Genomic DNA, 26,283 nt, shown 5'->3' with positions numbered 1-26,283 from the left:
CTCCTGTTACTAGATAGCAGGAGCTTTTTTTCGATGCTTAATGTCTCGCTTTGAGTGGTAGGAGTAAAACTATGCATAATGAAGCTTTTGCGTTGAGATTAAGCAACGCCATTGAACAACAAGACTTTGAGCAAGCAGCGAGTCAAATCGAAACGCTACGCCCCATTGACACCGCTGATATTTTGGCGCTCATCAATCCCACTTTAGCATGGCAACTACTGCAGCGCCTGCCCAATCGCTCAACGATATTTTCTTATTTTGATGTTGACGCCCAGGTCGCTATGGCGCTCAAATTACCGCGAGAGCAGATGGCAAAGCTAGTCGGCGAGATGCCTGCCGATGAGCGCACCGACCTTTATAAAAGCTTAGATCAAGAGCAGCGCGATGCTTTATTGCCAGCTTTAGCACAAGCGCAGCGTGAAGATATCCGTCGCCTTGCCGCTTATGAAGAGCGTACCGCAGGCGCTTTGATGACCTCAGACTACGCTACCCTAAGCGCGCAGATGACCGTCAATCAAGCCTTAGAGGCACTGCGACTAGAAGCCCCTGATGCTGAGACTATTTATCATGCTTATGTCATCGATGCGGCGCGTAAATTACAAGGAGTTGTGTCACTGCGAGTACTGATTTTGGCCGCACCCGAGCAGCTTATTAGTGATTTGATGGTCAATGATCCTGTCTCTTGTAATGTCAATGACGATCAAGAAGACGTTGCCAAAATGGTGGCACGTTACGACTTGATTGCTCTACCTATTATCGATGAGATGGGCGCTCTAGTCGGTATCGTCACTCACGATGACGCGATGGATGTGGCGAGTGATGAGGCCACCGATGACTTTCATAAGTCGGGCGGGGTCTCAACGATGGTGGGGCGTTTAAAAGACGCAAGCATTACCGTGCTCTATCGTAAGCGCGTGTTTTGGCTAGTATTTTTGATCTTTGGTAATTTGCTTTCAGGCTTTAGTATTGCTAACTTTGAAGAGGTGATTGCCGCCAATTTAGTTTTAGTATTCTTCTTACCTTTACTCGTTGATAGTGGTGGTAACGCCGGCTCGCAGTCCGCAACTTTAATGGTGCGAGCACTAGCTACCGGCGATGTCGTGATGCGCGACTGGTTCTCACTATTAGGCCGAGAAGCCCTAGTTGCCTTACTATTAGGCGCTACTATGGCGGTAGCTGTCGCTGCTATTGGTTATGTTCGCGGAGATGCTATAGTCGCCTTAGTACTAGCGCTAAGTATGGTGTCGGTAGTGCTGATTGGCAGTGTGATTGGTATGAGCTTGCCCTTTATCCTTAATAAACTAGGCTTTGACCCTGCTACCGCTAGTGCGCCTTTGATAACCTCGATAAGTGATGCCTCAGGCGTGCTTATTTATTTATTTATTGCCTCAAAGTTTTTGGCGATAAGCTAAGCCAAACGTTTGACTGATAAGTATCCCTATCCTTACTGTAGCCAACACTAATAAATTATTAATAGAGCCATGATGACGTTATAATAAGTATAGAGAGTTATAAATAAATACGTATAAATAGACACTCATAAATCGATACTTATAAAAAAGATAAAGGCTATTATGTTTAATTTTATGAAGAAAAAAGATAAACCTGAGACAGCGCAGCAGCAAGCTGAGCGCGATAGTGCGGTAGATAAAGTGCTGCTTGGTTATCATGTAGGCGAGACTAGTATTGCTACTATGGTCACCGGTCTTGAGCGACAAGGTGATGAGCTGACTTTGGACTTGCGCCTGCCGCATGGTAGTGATCCTGAGATCATTCAGCAAGAGCTTGGCTCAATGCTACACGTGCACGGTATCAAAACCATCCATATGAATGTGCGCTTGCCTGCTCCTACTAAAGCCGATAGCTCTAGTTTGCCTAAATCCGCTGCCAAAACTATGCCAAAAGCAATGCCGAAAACGATCGATGCTATGGCTAATAAATCAAGTACTCCTACTGTCTCAAAACCCGCTAGCGCCAAGGCAGAAGCACCTATTACTAAGGCCGCTCCTACTCAAGCCTCACTAGCGCCGCATCCGCGTATCCGCCATATCATTGTAGTAGCTTCTGGTAAAGGCGGTGTGGGTAAATCAACGACTACCGTCAATATTGCCTTAGCTTTGCAGCAATTAGGTAATCGTGTAGGTGTGCTCGATGCTGATATCTATGGTCCTAGCATGCCAACGATGCTAGGGGTTAGTGATGTCAAACCCGAGCTTGAAAACGAGCAGTTTGTGCCGGTAGATGCGCGTGGTTTGGCGATGCTGTCTATTGGTAGCTTGCTCGATGGCGATAATACCCCAGTCGCTTGGCGCGGACCTAAAGCCACTGGCGCACTGATGCAGCTATTTAATCAGACTATGTGGCCACCCCTCGATTATTTAGTGATTGATATGCCGCCCGGTACCGGCGATATTCAGCTGACTCTCGCCCAGCGTATCCCAGTTACTGGCGCAGTCATTGTCACCACCCCGCAGCACATTGCACTGCTAGATGCACAAAAAGGCATTGAGATGTTTAATAAGACCAATATTCCCGTGTTGGGCGTGGTTGAAAATATGGCACTACATACTTGTAGTAATTGTCAGCATACCGAAGCAATCTTTGGTACAGGAGGCGGCGAGAGTATCGCTAAGCAATATCAAGTGCCACTATTAGGGCAGCTGCCGTTAGCTAGTGGTATTCGCGCGCAAGTGGATAAAGGCGAGCCTAGCGTATTAGCCAATGACGAGTTTGCTTCTTATTATATAAATATTGCCAAAAACATCGAAGCGAATATTGATAAATTTGCCAAACCTGTCGATGACAAGCGCATTTTTTGAAATGATAATCGTTTTTGAAAGTATAAAAGGTAAGGATCACCAGTGAGCTTAATCCCCTATAACGAGTACTTAGAAACACTACCTAAGCAGTATAAATTATTGAAGATAATGCGTCCGCCCGTATATGAAATTGAGATATCAAATAATCAGCTGAGTACAACGGCTTACTATAAAGATGGTAGTGATAAAAACTATGAACTTAAAGCTAAGTTTAGTAATAGACGTTTAGTAATTGCTGATTTCTTATTAGCTGTAGAGGCTTTAACTGATTTATTGCTTAAATTTCCTAAGCATTCATTTGCTCTGAACGGTTTTGCAATAGTCAATGTGACTGAAGAGCTAGCGGATGGTTTGACTGCAATAGAAATAAAAGTCATTAGAGAAGCGTTTTGGGCAGCGTCAAACAAAGCCAAAAGAAGAGTAATCAGTAGTAAGGTTCACTATCAGGGACAACCGATCCATCAGTAGTTAGCAAGTCAGATAAATGATAAAGGCACCAATGAGCCTGATAAAAACAATTTTTTATATCTGCTATAAAACCTATAAATCAACGTCTGAGTTCCGTATAATCACCAGTATTAAAATCTCTCACAAATATATAAATTACATATTGTACTCAATAATTAAGGATAACAATGTCTATTAAGTCCGACCGCTGGATTCGTGAACAAGCCCGAAACCATGGCATGATTGAGCCATTTGAGGCCGGTCAAGTACGCTTCAACGAGGCAGGCGAGCGCCTAATCAGCTATGGCACTTCAAGCTACGGCTATGATGTGCGCTGTGCTCCTGAATTCAAAGTGTTTACTAACGTGCATTCAGTCGTCGTAGACCCCAAAAACTTCGATGAAAAGAGCTTTATTGACATCATTGGTGACGAATGTATTATCCCGCCCAACTCTTTTGCGCTTGCACGTACTGTTGAGTATTTTCGCATCCCGCGTGATGTCTTGACCATTTGCTTAGGTAAATCAACTTATGCACGCTGCGGTATTATCGTTAATGTCACCCCATTAGAGCCAGAGTGGGAAGGGCATGTAACGCTTGAGTTTAGTAATACCACTAATCTGCCAGCGCGTATTTATGCGGGTGAAGGGGTAGCACAAATGCTGTTCTTCCAAAGCGACGCCGATGATGTCTGCGAGACCAGCTACAAAGATCGCGGCGGTAAGTATCAGGGTCAGCGCGGCGTAACTTTGCCTAGAACCTAATGGTACTCAATAGATAACAAGATTAGTTTTTAACTCGCTTGGTTTTTGTAGGTTGTGGCTTTAGCCCAGCTCAATATCTTGCAAAGTTACTATGCTTGGCTAAATCAACAGCCTACGCCAACATAGTTAAGTAGCGATATTTAGTAAATGAGATTTGCAGTATAAAAAAAGCTAGGCATATTCATTATGCCTAGCTTTTTTGTATCAATTATAATATAGATTACTTTAGCACCTTTAAGCCTGCTTTATTATCGCGTTTTGGTCTCGCTGCCGCTTTGGGCTTAGACGGTGTAGCGCTGCTCTCTGATGCAGGCGTATAGTTGTCATATTCATTTGGATCAAAAAACATGCCTTGCTGATTCTCTTTTGCATAAATCCCTAATACCGCTTTTAGAGGCACCCAAATCTCTTGTGAGACGCCGCCGAAGCGCGCACTAAAGTTAATATAGTCATTCTCCATGCTCATATTGCCAGTAGCGCGGCTAGCGATATTGAGGACGATACGACCATCTTGCACATGTTCAGTTGGAATTTGTACATTATCAGCGGTAGCATCCACCATCAAATAAGGGGTAAGCTGATTGTCCTCTATCCATTGGTAAATAGCGCGTATCATATAAGGACGAGTTGGGGTAGTAGCTACAGGGTTATCATTCATGTCTATTCCTCTACTAGTTTTCTTATTTGGTAAAATAGCTCAAATCAGGATCTTATTTGCTTAGCGCACACTGGCTTTGAAACTTTTGCGCTCAAAAATCCGCTCTTTGTAGTCGAATAAAGGACGACTAATAGCGCGGGGTAGCTCAATCTGCATCTCTTCTAATCGCCATAATAACGGCGCTAGTAGTACATCACACCAGCCAAAGTCGTCACTCATAAAATAAGACTTATGCGCGAATAGCGGCGATATCGTAATCAGCGAATCTGCCAATTGCTTTTTGGCCAAAGCCGCCTGCGCTTTATTGAAGCTATCAGGATGAGTTAGCAGACGTCTTCCTAATACTAACCAATCACGCTGAATACGCCAAGCCAATTGCCGAAACTGCGCGCGCTCTTGCGGCGTCTCTGGCAGCAGTTTATTGGCATGATAACGCTCTTCTAAATACTCAAAAATCACGTTGATCTCATACAGCGCAATTTCACGCTGCTGTAGTACTGGCAAAGTATGATAGGGATTGAGTTCCGTAAGATCCTCAGGACGCTCAGAATGCAGACGCGACAGATAATACTCTAACTTTTTTTCTTCCAATAATAGACGGACAACATGACTATCGTAGCCATCATCAGCATAGAGTATTAGCTGACTACTTGGAATGTCATTAGCATCAATCATGGGAGCCTAATATTAGTTATTAAGGCTGTCATCGTAAACAAACTCATCTTGTTAATCAAGGTAGCATACGTAAATGCTCAATAAAAAAAAGCACTACCGAAGTAATGCTTTTTATATCAATCTGTTATATCTAGCTGCTAGTTATTTAACGTCTTTCCAGAACTCTTTATTGAGCAAATAAACTGGAATTAGTAGTACTAGTAAGAATAAGATAACTAAAGCACCGATGACGCGGCGATCATGGCGGACCGGCTCACCCATCCAAGCCATAAAGTTGACCAAATCGCCTACTTCAGATTCAAACTCTTCTTGGCTGACGCTTTCTTGTAGATTATGCAGTACATGAGGCATAGCAGCGTTGGCTAGTACTAAGTTGTTAGCACCCCAAGGACGGCTAGGATCTTCATAGAATGACAATAGGTAAGTATAAACCCAGTCATCACCGCGTAAACGAGTGACTAGCGATAAGTCAGGAGGCGCTGCACCAAACCACGAAGCCTGCAATTCAGGATCAATCTCAGCATCAATATGATCACCTATCTGATCAGTGGTGACCATCAGATACTTCTCGACAAGCTCTGGCGGAATCTCCAAATCTTTAGCGATACGCGAATGACGAACATACTTGGCTGAGTGACACCCAGCGCAGTAGTTCATAAACATCTTCGCCCCGTTTTGTAGCGAGCCTTTATTGGTAAAGTCGACAGGAGCATCGCTACAAGCTAGATGTTCTTCTACGCCTTCAGCATTGACGAAAGTGCCACAACCACCGCCGCCAGCTGCCATTGCTGTACCAGCAGTCAAGGTCAATACTGCACCTAAGCTCAAACCAGTTAATGATTTTGTTAGGGTTCTCATTAGTGACCTCCGGTAACGCGTTCTGGTGGCTGTTTACACGTTTCTATAGCAGTGTAAAACGGCATTAGTAAGAAGAATAAGAAATACAAAATAGTAAAGATACGAGCCATTATAGTAGCGGTAGGAGTAGCAGGAGTAGCACCTAAATAGCCCAATACCACAAAACTAATAGCAAACACCGTCAATGCAATCTTCGATAAGATACCTTTGTAACGCATTGAGCGTACCGGCGATCTATCCAGCCAAGGAATCAAGAAGAGCACCGCAATAGCACCGCCCATAGCAATAACACCGCCAAGCTTATTTGGTACCGCGCGTAAGATGGCATAAAAAGGAGTGTAATACCATACTGGCGCAATGTGTTCTGGTGTCTTCAGTGAGTTTGCCGCTTCAAAGTTTGGTGGCTCAAGGAAATAACCGCCGCCCTCTGGGAAGAAGAATACCACTGCAAAGAATAGAATAAAGAACACCACAATACCGACCATATCATGCACAGTGTAGTACGGATGGAATTCGATACCATCTAAAGGTACGCCATTCTTATCTTTTAGCTTCTTAATATCGATACCATCAGGGTTGTTTGAACCCACATGGTGCAAGGCTACTAAATGCATAAATACTAAGCCCACTAATACTAGCGGAATAGCAACGACATGAAGTGCAAAGAAGCGGTTAAGGGTAATGCCTGAGATGATGTAATCACCACGTACCCATTCTGCGAGGCCATCACCGATGACCGGTAGAGCAGCAGGTAAGTTCAAGATAACCTGAGCACCCCAAAATGACATGTTGCCCCAAGGTAGCAAGTAACCAAAGAACCCTTCTGCCATCAAGGCTAGGTAGATACCCATACCGATGAGCCATAATAGCTCGCGCGGTTTTTGGTATGAGCCATATAATAAGGCTCTAAACATATGCAAATAGACGACCACGAAGAACGCTGAAGCACCTGTTGAGTGCATATAGCGAATGAGCCAGCCGCCTTTTACGTCGCGCATGATGTATTCAACTGACGCAAATGCTCCTTCGGCACTTGGGTTGTACATCATGGTTAGCCAAATACCGGTCACTAACTGGTTGACCAATACCACCATCGACAACACACCAAAAAAATACCAAAAGTTAAAGTTTTTTGGCGCATAGTACTTAGACATATGGTATTCATAGGTTTCGGTCGCTGGAAAACGCGCGTCCACCCAATGCATGATTTTTTTGCCCATACTCATATTAAGCCTCCCCAACCGTCAAGATGGTACCATCCAAACTATATTCTGGGATGGGTAAATTCGTCGGTGCAGGGACGCCGCTATAGACGCGACCTGCTAAGTCATATTTAGAACCATGGCAAGGGCAGAAAAATCCACCATACCAGTCATTTCCACCCAAGTCAGCAGCGCCAACATCAGGGCGATAATTTGGTGCGCAGCCTAAGTGAGTGCAGACGCCTTCAACGACTAACAAACTTGGCTCTCTAGAACGAACTTGATTTTTAGCATATTCTGGTTGTAGAGATGCACTAGAATCAGGATCTGCTAATAAAGGCTCAACAGGCTCTAAAGTGCTAACCATCTCTTCGGTACGTTTAACCACAAAGATAGGCTTACCGCGATACTTCACGACAATCATTTGCCCTTCTTCGATAGAACCGATATCTTGAGTAACCGCAGCACCAGCAGCTTCAGCTTTGGCACTTGGGGTCCAAGAGCGAACAAAAGGGGTGGCTACCGCCGCTACTCCAGCTGCACCAATTACGGCAGTTGAAGCGATCAAAACTCTACGACGTTGTACATTAACGCCTTCGGCTTGGCTCATTAATACTTCCTCCAGGTGAATGAAATGGGATTATCCCACACTGGGTTTGTGACTTAGAAATATGAAACATCTAGAATTTGATAAAAATTTGCACTATCAAGAGACAAGCCACATCAGCTATGCCTAATTTTGCTAATTGTTACTATTCTAAGCTATTTTGGTTAAAAAATAAATTAGTACGCCAAAAATAACGCAACCTTATAAGGGCATTATTATTAGTTATACGCTATTGAAAGTGCTAAATTACCATAATAAACATAGCGGCTACTGACCTCTCAAAGACGGTAATCTCAATCAGAATTATGACCAGATCACCTTATCAATTATAAGGGTATTTATTCATAAGCGATGATACTCGAAAACACTATAATGTTCACTAACTTTCAGCAACTTTATCCAAACGATTGCAATAAATAGCGGTAACAAGTTGACAGTGGCCCCCTAAAAATAGCTCATTGCAAAAACTACTTCTCTTCACTACTAAATAAATCGGTAATCTATAAAATAATGCTAATCTTGCTCAAGAGCTTCCCAGCGCTCAAGCTTAGCCATCATCTCATCCTCAATGACTAACAAGCGCTCGCTTGCGGCTGTTGCGGCCTCGACGTCTTCACTGAACCAGGTGCCATCAGCTAGCTTATCTTGTAGCTGAGTTTGCTCTGCTTCTAGTGCTTCAATCTGTTTTGGTAGTAAATCAAGCTCACGCTGTTCATTAAAGCTCAGCTTTTTGGCAACTTTATTGGGCTTAACAGCTGGTACAGGTTTTTGATTGGCTTTATTAGCGCTAGTAGTATTGGTTTTTGCCGCTTGCGCCTGCATGCGATTTTTTTGAATTAAATACTCTTGATAACCGCCGACATACTCATTAACGATACCTTTGCCGTCCTCATCTTTATCAAATACCCAAGTTGAGGTCACTACGTTATCCATAAACGAGCGATCATGGCTAATAAGTAAGATCGTGCCATTAAAGCTTGCAACCGACTCTTCTAATAATTCAAGCGTGGCCATATCTAAATCGTTGGTAGGCTCATCAAGCACTAATATATTGGCAGGTTTTAGTAGTTGCTTAGCCAACAACACGCGATTGCGCTCGCCGCCCGATAAGGCTTTTACCGGCGTACGCGCACGCTCTGGCGCAAATAAGAAATCTTGCAAGTAGCTCATAATATGTGTTTTACGGCCACCTACTTCAATAAAGTCAGAACCTTCCGAGACGTTTTGCGCGACAGTCGCTTCTAGATCTAACTGATCACGTAGCTGATCAAAAAAGGCGATTTGCAAATTAGTGCCTAGCTCAACGCTGCCGGTTTTGGTCACTTCATCATCGGACATATCGAGTAGGGCTTTGATAAGGGTGGTTTTGCCAACACCATTGGGGCCGATGATACCTATCTTATCACCACGCATGATGGTAGTGCTAAAGTTATCGACTAGTACATTGCCATCGTATTCCAGATGCAGGTTTTTGACTTTGCAGACCAATTTACCGCTTTTTTCGCCTTCACCCATAGTGATATTGACATTGCCGACTTGTTCGCGGCGAGCACGGCGCTCTTCACGTAAAGCTTTTAGCTCACGCACGCGGCCTTCATTACGAGTCCGGCGCGCTTTAATCCCTTGACGAATCCAGACCTCTTCCTGCGCTAGCTTTTTATCAAAGTTAGCATTGTTTTTCTCTTCAGCGAGCAGTTGCTGCTCTTTTAATTCTTGATAGCGCGCGTAGCCCCTAGCGCCTTGGGTCACATCATAGCTGGTCAACAGCCCGCGATCTAACTCAACAATACGCGTCGCCAGCTTATCTACAAAGGCTCTATCATGGGTGACAAACAAGAGCGTTAATCCTTGCCAGTCCAATAAGAAACGCTCTAACCACTCAATGCTATCGACATCTAGATGGTTGGTAGGCTCATCAAGTAATAATACATCAGGCTTGGTCACTAAGGCTCTAGCTAGTAACACTCGGCGCTTACGACCACCCGATAGTGAAGATAAATCGTCGTCAGGATCAAGCCCCATAGTAGTAATCAAACGGGTAGCTTCACGCTCCAAATCCCAGCCATGTACCGCATCGATGTCATGCTGCAAAGCTGCCATGCGCTCGCAAGCGTCCATATCGCCATCCGCGCACATATTGGTCTGCTTATTATAAGCAATCAGCAAATCTGCAGTATGACGGCTACCGCCCATGACGATATCGAGTATACGACCGCTAGTCTCTGGCACATCTTGCTCAAGCATAGCCACGCGGACGCTACTATTAATAATAACCTCGCCACTATCCGGCTGCAAAGAGCCATTTATCAGTTTGAATAAAGTGGATTTGCCCTCACCATTACGGCCAATCAGACAGACGCGTTCGCCTGCCTCAATGCTGAAATCAACACCGTCGAGTACAGGAGCTACGCCAAAAGCGAGATGGATATTTTTTAGATGAATCAGTGCCATAGAGTGTCTTAAGCTTATATATAGTAAAGTAGGATAGATGATAAAATAGAGCTTGGCGAACTGATAATCTACCAGCCACGCCAAATTGTCAGCATTATAACATGACCCTAGTTAACTTTAGTGGCTGTAGCGCTTATTTATCACTATGAGGGTATTATTAACTTTTGATTACAGGATATTGATTATGCAAAAACCTTTGCGCCAGCCAGTAGCGAGCGTAGAAAACGACTCGCTAACATCGGCTGAGCTAAAAGCTGAAATGATTGAGCTACAGATGAGTATGGCGCATCTGGAGCTGACCGTAGAGCGCCTTGATCAAGTGATTACTCGTCAAGATAAAGATCTGCAAACTATGCAACGACAGCTGCAACTTATCTATAATCAAGTTGAAAATCAACAGGGCGAAAACGGCATTGCTCCCTTTGATGTCATGGCTGATAAGCCTCCTCATTACTAATTTTGTATGGGTTAAGGATAGACATATCTGTTTTAAAGAATGTAAGCTTGTCACTAATTTGTGACGGCTTAGTAACTTAATAATCGTTTTTTATGGTTGTCTTCCTCTTTGAAAGTCATTAGTATCTTGGCTTCAATCCCACTTACTCATTGATGTTTAATCCCTTTAAGGTTAGTGAGTAAGACAATAAAACAGTTAGGATGTTTGGAGAGATTTAATGCGTAACCCTTTTAGTTTAAAGACTATTAGCGTAGCGATAGCTGCTTTTTCAGTAGCTAGCGTAGCTAGTGCAGCGGGCCTTGATCGTTCAGGACAAGATATCACTGCATTTTTGCAGGATGGTTTATATGCCGAAGCGGTTTATACCTATATCGACGCCGATGTAACTGGTAAGGACAGATCAGGTAACAAAATTGACGATATTGCTGAGTCTTATGACTTCTTTCGCTATGGCGTAAAAGCAGATGTTAATGATACCTTTAGTTTTGGTATCCTCTATGATGAGCCATTTGGCGCAGCGGCTGATTATGTTGGTAATAATAATTTTGTTGCTCAAGGTAATGTTGATAACTCTACGCAGTATTTGACTCAGGGTAATTATACTTCTTTTGATGATTTAAGATCCGACTTCGTTGATGCTCGTAATAATGCATTGACAGAAGCTAGAAACGCACAAAATTTTGCACAGCAAGCAGGTCAGGCCCAGCAAAATGGCAACCTTGCTGAAGCAGGTAGATTGGCAGCATTAGCAAAAGCTGCAGAAGCGGATGCATTAGAATTCAAAGCCGAAGCTGAAAAACTTGGCGCCCCTTTAAATGCGGTAAATTCTGAGCTTAATACTAAAGGTGAAGGTACAAACGTCGAAGTCCGTACGGAAAGTATTAGTGCTATTCTTGGTGCCAAATTCGGCGCTAATAAAGAGTTCCAAATCTATGGTGGTCCAGTTGCTCAGCAAGTACAGGCTGATGTAAAACTAAGAGGTCTTGCTTATGGTTTAGCAAATGGTTATACCGCTCATATCAGCTCTGATAAAGATATCGGTTGGCTAGCTGGTCTCTCTTATAGCAAACCTGACATTGCCTTAAAGGCTGCCTTAACTTATCGATCTGAGATCGATCACACACTTCCTATTTATGAGCAATATCCAGTCGCAGGAATAAGTAAAGGCGGTGATATCGATATTACTACGCCCAAATCTGTCAACTTTGATTTCCAAACGGGTATTAATCCAACTACTCTAGCCACGGCTAAAGTACGCTGGGTACCTTGGGGCGATTTTGCTATTGTTCCACCTGTTTATAATCAAGTTAGTAAAAATTTAACCCAAGACGATATAGGCTTGCCGTTAGTGAGCTATGACGATGATCAATGGTTAGTAGAGCTAGGTCTAGCCAAACGTCTTTCTCCTGCCCTAGCGGTTTCTGGTAATATTGGTTGGGATAGTGGCGCTGGTAACCCGGTGACGTCACTGGGTCCTATCGAAGGCTATTATAGTGCTGGTCTTGGCGCAAAGTATAACGTCACTGATAACTGGGCTATCTCAGCTGGTGGCAAGTATCTATGGTTCGGCGATGCCAAAGGTCAACTACCAACCAAACAAGCAGTCGCTGATTTTGAAGATAATAATGGCTATGTGTTAGGTGTGAAACTCTCTTATCAAGCAGCGCAGTAACAATTATCAATTATCAAGAATCTCTTTATAAAACTTAATTTTTTGAAGACACTTATCTAAGATTTAATAGTTTGTAACATAATATATTTAAAGAAAAGCGACTTTTTATAAGTCGCTTTTTTTGTGAACGTAATAAAACCAAGTCAAAAAAACAATTAAAATAAGAGCTTACAAAGCAAGAATTACATTTTGTACTGTTCAGTCATATTTAGGAAATAAAGTACTTTAAATGTTGTTTTAGTGTCAAAAACACATTACTATTCAATCTAGGACACCGTTTACATATTTGGTAACACGACAATTATGCTAATGGTTAAACAATGAGGATGTTTGGAGATACAAAATGCGCCCTACCTTTCACTTAAAATCCCTTGCGGTAGCCGTCGCTGCTTTTTCAGTAGCCAGCGTAGCTAGTGCTGCTGGTCTTGATCGTTCAGGTCAAGATGTCACTGCTTTTTTCCAAGATGGTCTGTATGCTGAGACGGTCTATACCTATATTGATGCTGACGTCACTGGTAAAGACAGTGCTAACATGAATCCTAATAATAATACCTATGTTGAAGGCCGTAATACTGGCGATATTGCAGAAGATTATGATTTCTTTCGTTATGGTGTAAAAGCAGATATCAACGATACTTTTAGTGTAGGTATCTTATATGATGAGCCTTTTGGCGCAGCTGCTGAATATACAGGCGATAACAACTTTGTCTCTAAAGGAGATTTAAATAATTCTATCTTACAATTGACTAATAACCGATATAATGGTTTAACTCTGCGTAATGAAATCGTTGCCCAAACTGCAATCGCACAAAGTCCTACGAGTACAGCTGCTGAAAGAGCTGCTGCTGTAGCAACGATTACATCATTAAGTACAATTGGAGCAATCGCACAAGCTGAAGCTGGTAATGCCGGAGAGAGCACTAATGTAGAAGTACGTAGCCAAAGCTTAACAGGCTTACTTGGGGTGAAGCTTGGTGCTAATAAAAACTTCCAAATTTATGGTGGTCCAGTAGCTCAGCGTATTGAGGCGGATACTAAACTACGTGGCCTAGCCTATGGGCCTGCTACTGGATATACTTCAACTAGCAATCCTGATATGGATTATGGTTGGATCGCTGGTCTATCATTTAGTAAGCCTGAAATCGCTCTAAAAGCCGCTTTAACTTATCGCTCTGAGATTGATCACGACATTACTATAGCGGAAACTTATCCTCTTCTAGGTATTAGAACTAGAGCAGCTGCTATTGAAGCAGGAGCTAGTAGTGCACAGGCAGATGCTTTAGCGTTTAGAGCAGCTAATCGAACCAGTAATTATGAAGTCACTACTCCTAAGTCAGTTAACTTTGATTTCCAAACCGGTGTCAATCCAACGACTTTAGCGACGGCAAAAGTTCGCTGGGTACCATGGGGTGATTTCGCTATTACTCCGCCTCTATACAATGAGGCTAGTAAGCTCAATCCTGCTTATGGTCCTGACGGTCTAAACTTAGTAGATTACAAAGATGACCAGTGGCAAGTAGAATTAGGTCTAGCCAAACGCTTAGCTCCTGCATTAGCCGTGAGTGGTACAGTAGGCTGGGATAGCGGTGCAGGTGACCCAACCACTTCACTAGGTCCTATCGATGGCTATTATAGCGTGGGCTTGGGTGCTAAATATAATGTTACTGAAAACTGGGCAGTATCTGCTGGTGGTAAATACCTATGGTTCGGTGATGCTAAAGGTCAATTGCCTACCGGTAAGCTTGTTGGCGACTTCCAAGACAATGACGGCTTTATCTTAGGCGCGAAGATCTCTTATCAAGCCAAACAAGGTTTCTAAGAATAGTAGAGTCAACTTAACTGCTCATAAAAAACGATCCTTCGGGGTCGTTTTTTTATGGCTATTATTTGAGGAGTAGAAAGCCTGAAGAGCAAAAGAGCTCTTTGAGTATTTTTCGAGAGTCTATATAGGATTATTCTTTATCATACATAGCACTAAACTCAAGCCATAACCTGTCTCAAAGACTCTAACGCCTTGCCTTGTAGTAATGGTTCAAGCAATATAAGCGGCTTAGATGTCAATAAAAAACCTCGCTACTATGACAGTAACGAGGTTTATAGTTATGACTTATAAACGATAAGCTTACTTATGAAGGTTGAGCTCCATCTCTTTAAACTTCGCAGAGACTGAGGGCCTAGGACCACCGGTCATAGTACTGACTACAAAGATAGCAATAGTGCTTAATACAAAGCCTGGAACGATAGCATATAACCAGCTATTTAGTGCCATACCGTTCATCTCAAATGGACCATAAATCCATAAGATGACCGTCAATGCACCAACGACCATACCAGCGACTGCGCCATTTCGGTTCATACCGCGCCATACTAAGCTAAAGATAACTAGAGGACCAAAGGCGGCACCAAAACCGGCCCAAGCATTAGACACTAAGGTCAATACCGAGCTATCAGGATCAGAAGCTAACATAATAGAGACTATAGCTACTAGTATCACTGAGAGTCGGCCTACGAGTACTTGACGAGACTCTGGGGCTTCTTTATCCAAAAACAGCTTATACACATCTTTGGTCAGCGAACTTGAGACTACCAATAGCTGTGAGGAGATGGTACTCATAATAGCGGCCAAAATAGCGGCTAATAAGAAACCTGAAACCAGTGGGGTAAATAAGAACTGAGTAAATACTAAGAAGATAGTCTCAGGGTCATCCAAGGTCATAGCCGTCTTTTGTACATAAGCGCGACCGGCAAAACCAGTCATCAATGAGCCCACCAAGCTGACCACCATCCAGCTCATACCGATATTCCGGGCAGTAGGGACATCCTTAACAGAACGTATCGCCATAAAACGCACGATAATATGAGGCTGACCAAAATAACCTAGTCCCCAAGCCATTAAGGATACGATACCAAGGAAAGTCATACCGCTAAAGACATTAAGTAAGCTTGGATCGATGTTTCGAACTGAATCAGCGACGACCGATACGCCACCAAGATCGGTAAAAGCAACTACGGGCACAATGATTAGTGCAAAAAGCATAATCACGCCTTGCACAAAGTCAGTCATAGAGACTGCTAAAAAACCACCAAATAACGTATAAGCGACAACCACGCCAGCGGTGACCCAAAGACCCGTACCATAAGAGAGGTTTAGTGAGCTCTCAAACAGCTTGCCACCACCTACTAAACTTGCAGCGGTATAGACAGTAAAGAAAATAATAATAACAATCGCTGAGAAAACCCGCAGCATATGCGACTTATCCTCAAAACGATTGGCGAAATAATCAGGTAGCGTAATAGCGTTGCCAGCCACTTCGGTATAGACACGAAGGCGCGGCGCGACAATAATATAGTTTAATAAAGCGCCCAATGTCAGACCCAAGGCAATCCAAATACTAACGACACCATCAGCATACATGTAACCTGGTAGACCAAGGAGCAACCAACCGGACATATCTGAGGCACCAGCGGACAGTGCGGTTACAGCAGGGCCTAAACTACGACCACCAAGCATATAACCTTCAGTATCATTGGCCTGCTTAAAATAAGCATAAACTCCAATGCCGATCATCACTAAAAAATAAGCGCCAAGCGATATGAGGACGCCACTCGAAACTCCATTCATAACAAAATCCTTAACCAACAAAGTTGGCTGTTATTATAATTCGCTATAGAAACTCGGTAAAAAGTGACATCTAAAAACAATAAAAGCCATTAGAGATATCGTAATGGCTTGGCACTTATAGCAAGTGAACACTTTTGAATTTATAGGATTGATATAATCACAGTTGATTATTAGTTAACATTAACAGATGAAAAATAATTTCAGTGGAGGATATCAATCATTTAAAACCGTCAGTTTTACCATACTTTTATAACCACAAAGATAAAGCTTATTTATCAAAACTGGCTAAACAGATATTCTCATTAGTAATGCTACTATAGATGTCACTGTAAATATCACTAGAGTAACTATACGTTAAACATTCTTACTCGATGATTATAACGTATCGCTTTATCAATTACTAATGCTAACTAAAATTAGCGAAATAGAAACTACAAAAGTCAAGCTGTTTTTGAGTTATAAAAAAACGCGACCATCAAGATCGCGTTCTGTAATAAAAACTCTAGCTACAAATAAGCTCTTAATCGATAGGAGCCAGTAGCTCAAGCAGCGCCTCGACACTACTAGAGCGAGTAAGTTTAGGATTAATAACCACACCTAGATAGCGTTGTAGCTCAATATTATCAGCCATATTAATACGCTCTAAATCTTGACTTATCAAGGTCTGCGGAAGTACCGACCAGCCAAGTCCTACCGAGACTAGCATACGAATAGACTCAAGCGGATTGGTGCTCATCGTGGCATAAGGTTTTAGATTGTGCTTGGCAAATTCGGCTAAGGTTATCTGGCTAGTAAAGGTGTTAGCAGAAGGCAGGATAGCCGGATAATGGGCTAACTGCTCCAAAGTAACGTTAGTCTTTTTGGCTAAAGGCGATAGAGTACCGGTCATAAAGTACAGCGGATCTGACCATAGAGTATGATACGTTAGACGTTTATCGTAGACTGGCGGCAGGGTCAAAAAAGCGAGAGATAAGTTGCCATCGAGCACCGCTTTGTGCGCCTCTTCTGAGTCGACAAAATGCACTTCTAACTGCACCGCAGGATAATTTTGGATAAAATGTTTGAGCACTGGGGCTAAATGATGCAGACCAATATGATGACTGGTACCTATTACTAGCTTACCGGAGACTACTTGTTCTGAGTGCTGCAGGTTTATCTTAAAATTATCATAATCATCAAGCCAGCGTCTAGCGTGCGGTAGCATCTCATTAGCCGCTTGAGTGGGCACGATACCGCGCCCTACGGTATCAAATAAGGTGATATTAAACTCATCTTCTAGGTTTTTGATACGCTTACTAACGGCAGGCTGAGTAATAAAAAGCTTTTCTGCTGCCCCTGAGATACTGCCTGTTTGCATAACGGTCACAAACGTCGTCAAATTGGTGGTATTCAAACCGGTATCCTTAGCTATATCGTCAGCTATAATTAAAAGTTGGCTTACCCAATCATAATTTATTAGAAATAAAAGTTTGGGAATGGATAAAAATCATCAATTATTATTATAGGATTTGGCTGTTATAATCACAAGACGTCAGTGACCTTTTTGACACTTTTATTTTGTTATTTCGACTAATTCTACATTTTAGCAAATAAATAGTTATTAGTAATAAAGTCAATAAAATTATTGGTTCAGCTTATAGGGTATAATTATTACTAAGATAAAATGACGATTAAAGTAAAACGACTACTAAGATAAATGAATCTGTAAGCAAAGATTAGCAACCACAAAGGATAGCAACATGGCAGCTCAAACTTTATATGACAAACTTTGGAATGCTCACGAAGTCACCAAACGCGATGATGGCTCAAGCCTTATCTATATCGACCGTCATCTATTACATGAAGTGACTAGTCCGCAGGCTTTTGAAGGCCTAGAGCTTGCTAATAGAGCGCCATGGCGTTTGTCTGCCAACATCGCAAGCCCTGATCATAACGTGCCAACGGTGACCAAAGAGCGTCTAGAAGGCGTAGAGGGCATCAAGGATAAAGTCTCGCGCTTGCAGGTTGTCACCTTAGATGATAACTGTGCTAAGTTCGATATTGCCGAGTTTACTATCAATGATGCGCGCCAAGGTATCTTGCACGTGGTAGGGCCTGAGCAAGGGTTAGTGTTGCCGGGCATGACGGTGGTTTGCGGTGATTCGCATACCGCTACTCACGGCGCATTAGGCTGCCTAGCGCATGGTATTGGCACATCCGAGGTGGAGCATGTGCTAGCTACTCAATGCTTGATTACCAAAAAAATGAAAAATATGCAGATCCGTGTTAACGGTAAGCTTGGCGTGGGCGTGACGCCAAAAGATGTGGTGCTGGCAATCATTGCCAAGATAGGTACTGCTGGCGGTAATGGTCATGCTATCGAGTTTGCTGGGCAAGTGTTTGAAGAGATGAGTATGGAAGGCCGGATGACGGTCTGTAATATGGCAATCGAAGCTGGCGCGCGCGTCGGTATGGTGGCTGTTGATGACACTACTATTGATTATGTCAAAGGCCGTCCTTATGCCCCAACTGATGAGCAATGGAAGCAAGCAGAGGCTTACTGGCGTACTCTTTATTCTGATGCTGATGCGGTGTTTGATACCATCGTTGAGATGGATGGCAGCCAGATTGCGCCGCAAGTGTCTTGGGGCACCTCGCCTGAGATGGTTGTCGATATTACTCAGTCCGTACCAACACCTGAGCAAGCGGTAGACGCCACTCAGCAAGAAGGCTGGATGCGCGCCTATAACTACATGGGGTTAGAGGCAGGTCAGCCGATTACCGATATTCAGCTGGATCGAATCTTTATAGGCTCTTGTACCAACTCACGTATCGAGGATTTGCGTGATGCCGCGGCGGTCATAAAAGGTCGCAAAGTCGCTGATACGGTCAAAGAAGCTATTGTGGTAGCAGGCTCTGGTCAAGTCAAATTGCAGGCCGAAGAGGAAGGTTTAGATAAGCTGTTTACCGAAGCAGGTTTTGAGTGGCGCGAGCCTGGCTGCTCGATGTGCTTGGCGATGAACGCTGATAAGCTTGAGCCTGGAGAGCACTGCGCCTCGACTTCTAACCGCAACTTTGAGGGTCGTCAAGGCAATGGTGGACGTACGCATTTAGTCAGCCCAGCGATGGCGGCGGCCGCGGCATTGGCCGGACGTTTTGTAGATGTACGTACTTTTTAGAAGAGAGTTTTAGGTACCAAACTTAATCTTCTAAAATTTAATAATAATAGGAAACACTATGCAAGCTTATAATATTCAAACGGGCATTGTTTGCCCTTTAGATCGCTCAAACGTTGATACCGATCAGATTATCCCTAAGCAGTTTTTAAAATCTATTAAGCGCACCGGTTTTGGCGTCAACTTATTTGATGATTGGCGCTATTTGGATGAGGGCGTGCCTTCTTTGGATGGCGGCCAAGATAATAGTCAGCGTCCGATTAATCCAGATTTTGTATTAAACCAGCCTCGTTATGAGGGCGCGACTATCTTGCTAGCACGCAAGAACTTTGGCTGCGGCTCTAGTCGTGAGCATGCGCCGTGGGCATTATCAGAGTATGGCTTTCGTACTCTAATCGCACCAAGCTTTGCTGATATTTTTTATAATAACTGCTTCAAAAACGGCATGCTGCCTATTATCTTGGATGAAGAGATTGTCGATAAATTAATGCAAGCAACTTTTGCTAATGAGGGCTATCAGCTGACCGCTGATTTGGAGCGTCAAGTGGTCATCACGCCAACAGGAGAAGAGTACGCGTTTGAAGTCGATGAGTTTCGTAAGCACTGCTTATTAAATGGCCTTGATGATATAGGCTTGACCTTACAGCAAAGCGAGGCGATTAAAGCTTATGAGCATAAGATGATGCAAAAGACGCCTTGGATATTCAATGAGGTACAAGCATAGCTTAATAAATTTAAGCAAGAATTAATAATAACCACACAATTGGTAAACCCGTATTGAGTTATAGCAGCGAGATAGCTATTATAAAAGCAACTTTATCCCTTACAAAAGTAGTCGCTACTATGAAAAAAATAGCTTTTGCCAGTTGTGTAAGCTCCGTTATTGCGATGAGTTTATTATTATCGAGCTGTCAGCTTTTTAGCGGTTATCAGCAAATACAAAAGGCTGATAGCGCTGATAAGTGGTCAACAAAGATGTATCCGGTGGCAGGTGAGACGAACATTGCTTGTATAGGAACTTATCACTGTGAGATTACTCGCATTGATAAAAAAGCAGTCATTTCTGCAGAAACGCATCAACCAGTTGATAAAGCTATCGTTGTAAAGATGCCCAATAAAAAAGATACCCCGCTACTAGATGAGAAATCCATCAAACTAGTAGCGTTATCAGCGTCTGGTATTGCTGGGTTGACTAACTACTATGCACGGGTTAAGCCGATTAAGCGTGAAGTACAAGTCAATTTTTATCCTGAGAATAATCTAAACTACGTTGAGCGCTTCACCATCATTCATGAGTTCGTCGCTGGAACTTATCAGCTGCGTGCTTACCGGATGCAGCCCAAAAAAGCCAATAGTAGTTTATTGGCTAATGCTTCGCCAAACCCGTTATGCGTTGAGCTGATACAAGATGGCAAGATCGAGCGTCGTTTTTGTAAGCAGGTTGATGTTGAGCGTCAAGGCGAGTTTGTAGAAACGGGACTATTTGATAGAGTCGCTACGACTTAACTAGAGCTCATTGCGTAACGCATCTAGCACGCCTTAATACAATCTGACAATGATGAAGCGCAAAGCTTATGTTAGTTTTGCGCTGAGAGCTGATATATTTATTCTTTTTAGCATTTAGCATTAACGATCAGCTAGTCATAGCTTTTAACTAGCGCTTATTTATAAAAACTATTCACAGACAAGGAACAGTATGGCCACTATATTGACATTAGCAGGCGACGGCATTGGCCCTGAGATTATGGAGCAAGCCATTGCCGTACTTAAAGCCACTAATGATAAGTTTGACTTAGGTTTGACACTTGAGTCAGGGCTTATTGGCGGCGTAGCTATCGATGCTACTGGTGAGCCTCTACCCGAGGAGACTTTGAGTCGTGCGCGCGCCGCTGATGCGGTATTGCTAGGCGCAGTCGGTGGCCCTAAATGGGACGCTATTGAGCGTAGTAAACGCCCTGAGCGTGGTCTATTAAAGATCCGTAGTGAGCTGGGACTGTTTGCAAACTTGCGGGTGGCAAAGCTTTATCCGCAGCTGGCAAACGCCTCTAGTATCAAAGCTGAGATCATTACAGGTCTAGATTTGCTTATCGTTCGTGAGCTGACAGGCGGTATCTATTTTGGCGAGCCACGCGGCATTCGTACTTTGGATAATGGCGAGCAGCAAGGCTATAACACTATGGTTTATAGCACCAGCGAGATTGAGCGTATCGGCAAAGTAGCCTTTGAGATGGCACAGACCCGCGCGCAAAGCACCGGTCAGCCTGCCAAGGTTTGTTCGGTAGATAAGGCTAATGTGCTAGAAGTCACTGAGCTTTGGAAGCAGACAATGATCAAAATGCAAGAGGCGGAGTATAGCGATGTCAATTTATCGCATATGTACGCCGATAACGCTTGCATGCAGCTCATTCGTGATCCGAAGCAGTTTGATGTGATGGTTACGGGCAATATGTTCGGTGATATTTTATCGGATGAGGCGGCTATGCTTACAGGCTCTATCGGTATGTTGCCATCGGCCAGCTTAGATGCCAATGGCAAAGGTATGTACGAACCTTGTCACGGCTCTGCTCCTGATATCGCCGGTCAAGATAAAGCCAATCCACTGGCGACCATTTTATCTGTAGCTATGATGCTGCGTTATACCTTCAAACAAGAAGCCGCCGCGCAGGCTATAGAGCAAGCGGTTAGCGAAGTGCTCGATGATGGTCTACGCACCCTTGATATCTTAGATAAAAACGAAACTGGTCTGATACAAGTGGGCTGTCGTCAGATGGGCGAGGCGGTATTAGCCAAACTAATGTAATAAGGTTTTAATAATAAATACCCATCCCATAAGTCGTTTAACGATTTATGGGATTTTTTATGGTTAATATTTGTCCGCGCTGTTTGGCAAAATTTATAGCATAGTTACAGGGATTTTACATAGATACCGCAGGAGTAGCGGGTTATTAACATAATGGCCTTATATGTTGACCGGGGGCTATGGCATTATTATTAAGGTGTTTGATTGCATAAATAAAAAGAACTTTATGACCTTTGAGGAAAAGATATGTATACCTTAACTAAAATATCCAGTGCTATTATGGCAACTGGGCTGTGTAGTTTATTAGTTATCACTCCAGCTATAGCGGCTAATGATGATATAAGCCCAGTAACTAATGGCGTTAGTCAAAAAATAAATACTGCCAAAACCGATAATACTGCGACTGCAAAATCCTTGAATAAGCTGCTACCCACTATTAAATATAACACTGAAGGCTTAGATAAATCGGCTGAGCAGATTAATAGTGCTGAGTGGCAACAGGGCAAAAAAATAGATCGGGTAGTAGGAACGCGCCTACAAGCATTATTAAACTGGCATCAAAATGGTGTGGGTCCAGTAGACGGCTATTGGGGCAAAAATACTCGTAAAGCCATGCAAGCTTTTCAAAAAGCTAAAGGTCTGACAGTCACCGATAATTTGAATACTGAGACTTGGAATGCCTTGACCGCAAGCGAAAAACTAACGCGCCAACCGGTGTTGGTTCGTTACAAGTTAACGGCTGATGATGTGAATATCAAAACCACTACTATTCCTGCTGGCGCTGAAGCCAAATCTAAGCTTGAAGGGATGTATTATGAGAGCGTCATTGAGGCATTAGCTGAGAAATTCCATATCAGTGAGAGCTACCTAAAATCACTAAATCCAAAAGCAAGCTTTAGTGCTGGCGAGACTATTACCGTTTATAATCCTGGTAATCCTAATACTAAGCCTGTAAGCCGAGTCGTCGCTGATAAAGCTACTGAGACTTTATATGCTTATGATGATCAAAATAAGCTAATAGCCAGTTATCCTACTACGGTGGGTAGTACTGCTACGCCTTCGCCAACCGGCACTCATAAAGTCAAAGTAAAAGTGAATGAGCCTAATTATACTTATACCGGTGATAATGGTGAGAAGTTAATTATTCCGCCAGGCCCTAATAATCCGGTCGGCGTGGTTTGGATTGGTCTAACCAAACCATCATATGGTATCCATGGTTCACCTGATCCGGCTCGCATTAGCCGTCAAGCTTCAGCCGGCTGTGTACGCCTAACCAATTGGGATGCTTTAGCATTATTAGGGGCGATTGAAGATGATGCTACGGTAGAATTTAAATAATCAACCATCGAGACTAAGCTAACTGCTGATTAGTAGACATAAAAATACCGCTAATAAGTAGCGGTATTTTTGTATTAAAGGCTTAAGCTTTTATTATTAGTATTCTAAAGTTTAGACCACTGCGGCTTTAGTCTATTAAATGTCAATACGGTTGACTTAGAATATCGCTTAGATAAGTAGCACTAAATAAATCGTCTAAACGGCTCGCCAAAACATGTTAATACTTTGTCAATTTAATGATTTGCTAGGTGAATAACTTATTACCTCAACAAAAAAGGATTAGTTTTTACCGCGGTAAGTGATACGACCTTTAGTTAAGTCATAAGGAGTCATCTCGACCTTGACTTTATCCCCAGTCAAAATACGAATGTAATGCTTACGCATTTTACCTGAGATATGCGCAATGATTTCGTGTCCGTTCTCTAAACGAACTTTGAATAGAGTATTTGGCAAGGTATCGATGACTTCGCCTTCAAACTCAATAATATCGTCTTTTTTAGCCATAATTTTATATCAATCAGTGAAAAATAAGCACATATTATACGTAAGTTTAAGTATTAAAGCAATATGAAAGCTGGTTTTTGCTTGACAGCTTGTAGCTGTTATGTATGCTAGCTCGTTGATTCTTAATTACTAAACGGTGCATAATTTAGGCTATACATCTCTAATCCGGCAAATTGAGCCAAACCGGGGTTAAAGGCTCTTTCGGTAGTAGCGACTCGTAAACCTCAGGATAATAAGCCTTAATAAAGTATAACCCGTCACCTGAAGCGGTAGGCGGCGCGATAGTTCGATCTTTTTGAGCCAAAATATGCAAAAAGTCATCAGGCTGTCGCTCATGACGCCCAATAGCCAATAGCGTCCCCATCAAGTTACGCACCATATGATGCAAAAAACCATCGGCTTGGATATCAAAAACAATAAAAGCACCATGGGCGAAAAGCTTGGCGTGGCTTACTTTACGTATGGGCTGATTAGACTGACAAGCAGCGGCGCGAAAGCTCGTAAAATCATGAGTGCCAACTATATGAGCGGCGGCCTTTTGCATCGCGGTCAAATCCAAAGGCTCACGAATATGAGTCACTTGATGATTGAGAATAGCCGGACGCGTAGCTTGATTAAGAGTGATATAGCGATAGCGCCGAGCAATCGCCTTAAAGCGAGCATGAAAATCATCAGGCATCGGTTGTATCCAGCGCAGCGCGATATCATCAGGCAATAAGCTGTTAATACCTCTGAGCCAATTTAGGGTCGGTCGGTACGCCTGAGTAACAAAATGCGCCATCATATTACTAGCGTGTACCCCAGAGTCTGTACGCCCTGCAGCGATGACTTCTACCGTCTCATCTGCCACTTTGCTGATAGCGTCTTCTAGCACTTGCTGAACACCCAAAACCTCTTTTTGTCGTTGCCAACCGTAATAATTAGTTCCCAAAAACTCAATAGCGATGGCTAAAGTATAAGTTGGCTTAGGGGTGGATTGTTTTTGCTTAGCAGCTAATAAAGAATCAGTCATATTGGGTAGGGCGCTTAGGTTTTGAGAGGTTATGGCTTTTAGTTTTATTTTTAGTTAAATATAGCATTATCAATCTAACGGCTACGACTAGTGGAGGTGCTTGCTTGATTGACGGTATACGTCCAGCGTTGACGCCTACGAGCGGGAGTATCATAGCGTAATAGTAGCCATAAAAGACGCGCATAGATAGCAGCAATAGTTAGGCGACCACCTGCGATGACTTGATAATTATATTGCCAACTACCAGCGGCATAACTGTCGCTGACTCCGCCAAACGCACATTGACTAGCGCAAACTACCATATGACCTTGCTTATAAGCGGCTTGTAGTGTCTCGGCAAGCAGTGGCGAATAAGGCACATTGCCACTGCCAAATCCTAACAATATGATACCGCAAGGAGGCTTTGAGAGTAGCGCTTGTAGCTGTGTGCTGAGCACGTCAGCATCATTAGGTAGACAATATAAAGCATGGACGATAGCTTGCTCACGGCGAGCTTGCAGCGCTGATAAAAAGCTTTGTTGATCATCAAGCCAGTGCTGCCGGCGAGTCTCTGCCAGTTTATCTATATAGCTATTATCAGGGTAGGCGGCGCGAGAGTGCCCAGTAAAGGCCATAAAGTCATGACTGTGAATTTTTTGTACCGTCTGCGCCGGCCATGACTCGCCGCCAAAACATATCTTTACTCCAGACTGTCCGCCTGCTGCTAAGCGCAAAGATCCGCGCAAATTATCCCAAGCATCGCTATGACTATCGACCTTATAAGAGTGCAGATCTTCACTATCGAGTAAGGGGCGCATACTACCAGTGACGATAATACAAATATCGGAGCCGGCAAAAGCTTCTGCCAAAAACGCACCCAAATAGCTTAAGGTATCAGTACCAGTAATTAGTACAAACTGGCGCTTACCTGAAGCGTAGGCAGACAGCAGCAGTGTATAAAAGTGCACAAAGTCGCTGGGCGTCAGCTGACTACTGTCTTTGATCAGCGTATTGTCCAGCCAAGCAATAGCAGGCAAAAAAGCCGCGTCATCATGACCAGTAAGAAGCTGCTGCAAAGTAGGTAAGAAGACATCAGCCGCTAAAGGCGCTAAGGGTCGTCCATAGCTACCAAAAGTACCGCCCGCATAAATCAGCTGTATAGGCTGCGAGAGTGAGGCTGATAAAGAGGAAGGTGAGGCCATGTTAAGCTCGCAAGGTATTGATATTATGATTAATAATAACTATCAACACTCTTAAAGTATT

General features: G+C 43.2%; 23 protein-coding genes. 12 read left to right on the top strand and 11 right to left on the bottom strand.

The annotated features are described in order from the left end of the window. The first annotated feature begins 71 nt into the window (after positions 1 to 71). The 4 genes from mgtE (at position 72) to dcd (ending at position 4,030) form a co-directional block, all read left to right on the top strand. The gene (mgtE, locus tag M0N77_RS07470; protein WP_353104601.1) at positions 72 to 1,412 is read left to right on the top strand and encodes a magnesium transporter; all 1,341 of its coding nucleotides are present in this window, start codon (positions 72 to 74) and stop codon (positions 1,410 to 1,412) included. Positions 1,413 to 1,574: 162 nt separating this feature from the next. Further along, positions 1,575 to 2,819: an iron-sulfur cluster carrier protein ApbC gene (gene apbC, locus M0N77_RS07465; RefSeq protein WP_353104600.1), complete on the top strand. Its 1,245-nt coding sequence runs from the start codon at positions 1,575 to 1,577 to the stop codon at positions 2,817 to 2,819. Positions 2,820 to 2,861: 42 nt separating this feature from the next. Beyond that, positions 2,862 to 3,287, top strand: a complete 426-nt coding sequence (locus M0N77_RS07460; protein WP_353104599.1) for a hypothetical protein — start codon at positions 2,862 to 2,864, stop codon at positions 3,285 to 3,287. Positions 3,288 to 3,454: 167 nt separating this feature from the next. Beyond that, positions 3,455 to 4,030, top strand: a complete 576-nt coding sequence (gene dcd / locus M0N77_RS07455) for a dCTP deaminase (RefSeq protein WP_353104598.1) — start codon at positions 3,455 to 3,457, stop codon at positions 4,028 to 4,030. Positions 4,031 to 4,250: 220 nt separating this feature from the next. On the opposite strand, the gene M0N77_RS07450 is transcribed toward dcd, so the two are convergent. From M0N77_RS07450 to M0N77_RS07425, 6 genes are all read right to left on the bottom strand, one after another. After that, complete coding sequence (locus M0N77_RS07450) at positions 4,251 to 4,688, bottom strand: ClpXP protease specificity-enhancing factor (protein WP_353104597.1); 438 nt, start codon at positions 4,686 to 4,688, stop codon at positions 4,251 to 4,253. A 60-nt stretch (positions 4,689 to 4,748) separates the two neighbouring features. After that, positions 4,749 to 5,363 carry a glutathione S-transferase N-terminal domain-containing protein gene (locus M0N77_RS07445; protein WP_353104596.1) on the bottom strand — a complete coding sequence of 205 codons (615 nt, stop codon included), beginning with the start codon at positions 5,361 to 5,363 and terminating at the stop codon, positions 4,749 to 4,751. A 141-nt stretch (positions 5,364 to 5,504) separates the two neighbouring features. After that, a complete protein-coding gene (locus M0N77_RS07440) occupies positions 5,505 to 6,221 on the bottom strand; it encodes a cytochrome c1 (protein ID WP_353104595.1) in 717 nt (238 codons plus the stop codon). Continuing rightward, entirely contained in the window at positions 6,221 to 7,441 is a 1,221-nt protein-coding gene (locus M0N77_RS07435) for a cytochrome bc complex cytochrome b subunit (protein ID WP_371834224.1), read from the bottom strand. Before M0N77_RS07435 ends, M0N77_RS07440 begins: the two co-directional genes overlap by 1 nt. A 7-nt stretch (positions 7,442 to 7,448) precedes the next feature. After that, positions 7,449 to 8,033 (bottom strand): ubiquinol-cytochrome c reductase iron-sulfur subunit, encoded by a 585-nt coding sequence (gene petA / locus M0N77_RS07430; protein WP_353104594.1) that lies wholly within the window; start codon positions 8,031 to 8,033, stop codon positions 7,449 to 7,451. Between the two features lie 510 nt (positions 8,034 to 8,543). Beyond that, positions 8,544 to 10,481, bottom strand: coding sequence for an ATP-binding cassette domain-containing protein (locus tag M0N77_RS07425; RefSeq protein ID WP_353104593.1), 1,938 nt, complete (start codon positions 10,479 to 10,481; stop codon positions 8,544 to 8,546). Positions 10,482 to 10,665: 184 nt separating this feature from the next. On the opposite strand from M0N77_RS07425, the gene M0N77_RS07420 reads away from it, so the two are divergent. The 3 genes from M0N77_RS07420 (at position 10,666) to M0N77_RS07410 (ending at position 14,429) form a co-directional block, all read left to right on the top strand. Further along, the gene (locus M0N77_RS07420) at positions 10,666 to 10,938 is read left to right on the top strand and encodes a SlyX family protein (RefSeq protein ID WP_353104592.1); all 273 of its coding nucleotides are present in this window, start codon (positions 10,666 to 10,668) and stop codon (positions 10,936 to 10,938) included. A gap of 217 nt (positions 10,939 to 11,155) precedes the next feature. Then, a complete protein-coding gene (locus M0N77_RS07415; protein WP_353104591.1) occupies positions 11,156 to 12,610 on the top strand; it encodes a hypothetical protein in 1,455 nt (484 codons plus the stop codon). Between the two features lie 343 nt (positions 12,611 to 12,953). Next, entirely contained in the window at positions 12,954 to 14,429 is a 1,476-nt protein-coding gene (locus tag M0N77_RS07410) for a hypothetical protein (RefSeq protein ID WP_353104590.1), read from the top strand. Between the two features lie 303 nt (positions 14,430 to 14,732). On the opposite strand, the gene putP is transcribed toward M0N77_RS07410, so the two are convergent. Continuing rightward, positions 14,733 to 16,232, bottom strand: a complete 1,500-nt coding sequence (putP, locus tag M0N77_RS07405) for a sodium/proline symporter PutP (protein ID WP_353104589.1) — start codon at positions 16,230 to 16,232, stop codon at positions 14,733 to 14,735. 520 nt (positions 16,233 to 16,752) lie between these two features. After that, positions 16,753 to 17,625 (bottom strand): LysR family transcriptional regulator, encoded by an 873-nt coding sequence (locus M0N77_RS07400; RefSeq protein ID WP_353104588.1) that lies wholly within the window; start codon positions 17,623 to 17,625, stop codon positions 16,753 to 16,755. A 346-nt stretch (positions 17,626 to 17,971) separates the two neighbouring features. Between M0N77_RS07400 and leuC the strand changes: the two genes are divergently transcribed. From leuC to M0N77_RS07375, 5 genes are all read left to right on the top strand, one after another. After that, positions 17,972 to 19,390, top strand: coding sequence for a 3-isopropylmalate dehydratase large subunit (gene leuC, locus M0N77_RS07395; RefSeq protein ID WP_353104587.1), 1,419 nt, complete (start codon positions 17,972 to 17,974; stop codon positions 19,388 to 19,390). A gap of 58 nt (positions 19,391 to 19,448) precedes the next feature. Beyond that, entirely contained in the window at positions 19,449 to 20,111 is a 663-nt protein-coding gene (gene leuD, locus M0N77_RS07390) for a 3-isopropylmalate dehydratase small subunit (protein ID WP_353104586.1), read from the top strand. Between the two features lie 119 nt (positions 20,112 to 20,230). Then, positions 20,231 to 20,893, top strand: coding sequence for a hypothetical protein (locus M0N77_RS07385; RefSeq protein ID WP_353104585.1), 663 nt, complete (start codon positions 20,231 to 20,233; stop codon positions 20,891 to 20,893). Positions 20,894 to 21,083: 190 nt separating this feature from the next. Then, entirely contained in the window at positions 21,084 to 22,187 is a 1,104-nt protein-coding gene (leuB, locus tag M0N77_RS07380) for a 3-isopropylmalate dehydrogenase (protein ID WP_353104584.1), read from the top strand. Positions 22,188 to 22,433: 246 nt separating this feature from the next. Continuing rightward, positions 22,434 to 23,525 (top strand): L,D-transpeptidase family protein, encoded by a 1,092-nt coding sequence (locus tag M0N77_RS07375; RefSeq protein ID WP_353104583.1) that lies wholly within the window; start codon positions 22,434 to 22,436, stop codon positions 23,523 to 23,525. A 279-nt stretch (positions 23,526 to 23,804) separates the two neighbouring features. Here the strand turns inward: M0N77_RS07375 and infA are convergent, their stop codons facing one another. From infA to M0N77_RS07360, 3 genes are all read right to left on the bottom strand, one after another. Next, entirely contained in the window at positions 23,805 to 24,029 is a 225-nt protein-coding gene (gene infA, locus M0N77_RS07370; RefSeq protein WP_019671605.1) for a translation initiation factor IF-1, read from the bottom strand. A 160-nt stretch (positions 24,030 to 24,189) separates the two neighbouring features. Beyond that, positions 24,190 to 25,041, bottom strand: a complete 852-nt coding sequence (truA, locus tag M0N77_RS07365) for a tRNA pseudouridine(38-40) synthase TruA (RefSeq protein ID WP_353104582.1) — start codon at positions 25,039 to 25,041, stop codon at positions 24,190 to 24,192. A gap of 74 nt (positions 25,042 to 25,115) precedes the next feature. Beyond that, positions 25,116 to 26,222: an asparaginase gene (locus tag M0N77_RS07360; protein WP_353104581.1), complete on the bottom strand. Its 1,107-nt coding sequence runs from the start codon at positions 26,220 to 26,222 to the stop codon at positions 25,116 to 25,118. Positions 26,223 to 26,283: the final 61 nt, after the last annotated feature.

The organism is Psychrobacter sp. AH5 (genome assembly GCF_040371085.1).
Classification (GTDB): Bacteria; Pseudomonadota; Gammaproteobacteria; order Pseudomonadales; family Moraxellaceae; genus Psychrobacter.
This window is presented reverse-complemented; position numbering and strand designations above follow the sequence as displayed.